The 4049-nt window shown below is 60.8% G+C and carries 4 protein-coding genes and 1 pseudogene; all 5 read left to right on the top strand.

Annotated elements, in window-relative coordinates:
- The coding region (locus tag K8W16_RS10575) for a Spy/CpxP family protein refolding chaperone (RefSeq protein WP_304123483.1) at window positions 1–547 on the top strand (547 nt) is incomplete at its 5' end.
- A 109-nt stretch (window positions 548–656) separates the two neighbouring features.
- Window positions 657–1235 carry a nitroreductase family protein gene (locus tag K8W16_RS10580; protein ID WP_304123486.1) on the top strand — a complete coding sequence of 193 codons (579 nt, stop codon included), beginning with the start codon at window positions 657–659 and terminating at the stop codon, window positions 1233–1235.
- Window positions 1236–1536: 301 nt separating this feature from the next.
- Window positions 1537–2706, top strand: a complete 1170-nt coding sequence (locus K8W16_RS10585) for an ABC transporter substrate-binding protein (protein ID WP_304123488.1) — start codon at window positions 1537–1539, stop codon at window positions 2704–2706.
- Window positions 2707–2781: 75 nt separating this feature from the next.
- A complete protein-coding gene (locus K8W16_RS10590) occupies window positions 2782–3795 on the top strand; it encodes an iron ABC transporter permease (protein ID WP_304123491.1) in 1014 nt (337 codons plus the stop codon).
- Window positions 3785–4049: pseudogene (locus tag K8W16_RS10595) on the top strand (ABC transporter ATP-binding protein); the annotation flags it as partial. The gene K8W16_RS10590 and the pseudogene K8W16_RS10595, both read left to right, overlap by 11 nt.

Consider the following 4049-nt stretch of genomic DNA (forward strand, 5'->3'; position numbering starts at 1 on the left):
CCTTGCCATGCCTATAGGTATATCCATCTTCACCGCACCACTCACCCCCTGTATAAAGGAATCTTCCATGACTAAGAAAAGCCTCTCCCTCTCCCTGCTTTCCCTGGCTGTGCTCGCTTCTCTTCCCATGGTCGCCATGGCCCGCCCTCATTACGACGACGGTGGCAGGCACTACGGCTATCACCGCATGGCTCCCTGCCCGGTAACCGAGCTGAGCGAGCAGCAGATCGCCGAGATGGACAAGTTCCGTGAACAGCACCGCGCCGCCGTGGCCCCCCTGTACGACCAGCTCATGGAAAAAAGGATGGAACTGCGGGCCCTTTCCCCCAACCCCAACGTCAAACCCGAGGAGCTGAAGGCCCTCACCGCTGAAATCGCCGCCCTGCACGCGAAAATACGTGCCGCCAATGAAGAATGCTATACGAATATGGCCAAGGCCGGCCTGCCCTGCGGCGGCTACGGCTGCGCCTGGCACGGCGGGCGCGATGGTTACGGCTACGGCGCCCGCGATGGTTACGGCCACGGCCGCCACGGCTGCTGGCGCTAGCCCCAGGGCCTGTCCGCTTTCCCTTGCCGTTCCCGCCCCTTCATCGTATGATGAGGGGGCTTTTTCTTTTCCGGGCTCAGGCCCGTGCCTTCTTGCCATGGAGCTATGTATGAAACTGAAGGAACTTATCACCAGCGCACGCACCTGCCGCCGCTTCAAAGGAGAAAAGCGCCTCTCCTCGGAAACTCTGGCGGAACTTGTGGATCACGCCCGCCTCTCCGCCTCGGCCCGCAACATGCAGGTCATACGCTTCGTCACCGTTGCCGAAGCCTCCACCTGTGAAGCCCTGAACGGCCTTGTCGTCATGGGCGGAGCGCTCACGCCCGAACAGCGTGCCACCGACAAGCAGCACCCCGGCGGCTTCATCGTCATTGCCGGGCCGGAAAAAATGGACGATTTCGCCACTATGGACGTGGGTATCGCCGCTCAGAGCATCAATCTGGCCGCCTGTGAGGCGGGTCTTGCCTGCTGCATGATAGGCGCCGTGAAAAAGGAAGAGGCTGCCGCCCTGCTCGGCCTGCCCGAAGGCATGCAGGTAAAGCTGGTGCTGGCCCTGGGCGAAGCTGATGAAAAGCGCCGCATCGTGGAGCGCAGAAGCGACGGCAAACTCACCTATTACCGCGATGAGAACGACGAGCACTGCGTACCCAAAATCTCGCTGGAAGAGGCCGTTATCCTGAAAAAATAACGTAGCCTTGTCATGACGGCGCAAAGGCGCGGGCACGAGACGCCCGCGCTTTTTTTGTGCGCCTTGCGGAGAGTTCGGGAGTGTCCCGGGGGGCGGAAAAAAAGCGTTCCTCATCTCCTCCGCCGCCTTTTTCACGCCCGAAGTTCTCATGGCATTTTTTTTAAAAACGTGCTACTTCTGTCTTCGTAGCACGCTTTATTTTTTCGTGTTACCACTGACCGCACAAAAAAATCCCTCCCCCGGCAACGACAGGCCGAAATTCCGCCCTTCAGGGCAGGCGCCAAACCACAAAGGATGCACGATGAAGCTTTCCCTTTCCCTTGCGGCCGCAGTCCTGACTCTGCTTTACTCCACGGCGCAGGCCGGGATCATCGTCGACATGCGCGGCAAGGCCGTGTCCGTTCCCGACGATCCCGCCTCCGTGGCCACCATCGACGACGGCTTCATCGAAGGGGTTATGACGCACCTTGGCGTCATAGACCGCGTCAAGGCCATAGGATCCTGGTCCATGAAGAGGGACTACCGCTATGTCATACCCTCCCGTTTGGGCGAAGCGCGCGAATACCGGGGCTGGAGTACCATGAAATATCTGCACCCGTGGCTGGACGCTCTGCCCTGCGTCAACTCCCCGCAGGGGAACATCATCAGCTATGAGACCCTTGCCCTTGCTGCGCCCGACGTGGTGCTGCTGCGCGTAGGGGACACTACCGTGGGTACGGACCGGGAAAAGGTACAGAAGACAGTGGACACCATAGAGGCCCTGGGGCTTCCGCTTATCGTGCTCTATTCCCCCACCTGGTTCCGCACATCCGACCTTTCCACCATGAAGACGGAAGCGGGCATCATCGGAGAGCTTTTCGGGCAGAAAAAGAAAGCCGAGGCCCTGGCCGATCATCTGGCAGAAACGGAAGCGCTGATACGGCAGCGCACCTCCTCCATCCCCGAGGAGGAAAAGGCGTCCGTGCTGCTTCTCGGTCTCCGGCCCGACATACGGCAAAAAGGCGGGGCAGGCACCGTACACGGCAGGGACACTCCGGAATCCTATATTCTGGAGCAAATCGTCCATGCAAAAAACGCCTTCCGGGGCAGCGGCACAAGCGTGCCCATGAGCGCGGAACAGGTGTATGCCTGCGACCCGGACGTCATCATCCTGCCCACGGCCAACGGCTACCATCCCCCCATGGAACTCTGCGAAGCCCCCTATTACGAGAACCTTCAGGAACTCCGCGCCGTGAAAAGCGGCCGCGTCTACGCCCTGCCCTGGTCGCCCATGAACGCCGCAAGGCGCATGGAATACCCGCTGGATATGCTCATCATCGCCAAGGCCGCCTACCCCGAGCGCTTTGCCGATATCAACGTGTACGAGTTCGCCCTGCGCTTCTATCAGAACGTCTACGGCGTAGATGAGGAAAAGGCCCGGGGGCTTCGCAGCACGCAGCTTCTCGACTGGATGGCGGAAAGCGGCTTTTAAAGCCTTCCTGCCGCCCCGCAGGCTCTGGATGAAAACATTTTCCCGCCGCGTTCCCTCCGCCTCATGAGGAAGACGATGAAAACACTACGCCCCCTCCTTGCCGTGCTTCTCGGCTGCGCTCTCGCGGCGGCCTTTTGCTTTTCGCTGATTGCAGGGGAATACGAGCTCGGCATAAGCGACGTTCTGCACACGCTTTTCTCCCATCCTGGCCTTGGCGACGGCACGGTGCAGAAAACGCACGAGATCATCCTCTGGCGCATACGCCTGCCACGCCTGCTGCTTGCCGCGCTCACCGGCATGGCCATGGCCGTTTCCGGGGCCGTTTATCAGGGGTGTTTCCGCAATCCTCTGGTGGAACCGTACATTCTGGGCGTCTCGGCGGGAGCGTCCTGCGGGGCGGCGCTCGCCATAGTGTTCCCGGCTCTTCTGCCCGGAGGGCAGCTTTCCGCCTTTCTCATGGGCATGGCCGCCGTGCTCCTTTCTTTTTTCCTTGCCAGAAACAGAGGTGAGACGCCGCCCGTCACACTGGTGCTTTCCGGCATCATCGTGGGTTCGCTTTTCTCCGCCGGAATCGGCATCATGAAATACCTCGCTTCCGATGTGGAGCTCAGGGAAATCACCTTCTGGATGATGGGCGGCTTCTATTATGCCACTTGGGACGACGTGTTCCTCTGTGCCTGCGCGGTACTCCCCTGCCTGGCCCTGCTCCTCGCTCTGGCATGGAGGCTCAACATCCTTTCCCTGGGCGATGAGGAGGCAAGGAGCCTGGGGCTTCACCCCGACAGGCTGCGGGCGCTCTTCATCATTCTTGCAACCCTTGCCGCTTCCGTATGCGTATCGGCCGCAGGCATCATCGCCTGGGTGGGCCTCATGATGCCCCATGCCGCCCGCATGCTCTTCGGGCCGGACAATCGCTGGGTCATTCCCGCCTCCGCCCTGCTCGGGGCTCTGTACCTGCTTTGCTGCGACACCCTCGCACGCACGCTCACCGGCGCGGAAATTCCCATCGCAATCATCACCTCCATCGTGGGTGCACCCTACCTGCTCTGGCTGCTCCGCGCGAAAGGAAGGGAACTCTATGGAGCATAGCCTCAGTACCTCCCTGCCCGGCCTTTTTCCCCGGGCGGGTCTCCTTTTCCACGGCGGCGGGCACGGATTCTTCCACCTTTTCCGCGGCAGGGAAACGGAGCAGGCGCTTTCCTCCTGCCCTGAAGAAGCCGCGCTCGACATACGCAACCTTTCCTTTTCCTACGGCAGGAAAACCATACTTCACCATGTGGGGCTTACGGTGAAGGCCGGAGAAATCTGCGGTCTTCTCGGCCCCAACGGCAGCGGAAAATCCA

Source organism: Mailhella massiliensis, assembly GCF_020741395.1.
Classification (GTDB): domain Bacteria; phylum Desulfobacterota; class Desulfovibrionia; order Desulfovibrionales; family Desulfovibrionaceae; genus Mailhella; species Mailhella massiliensis_A.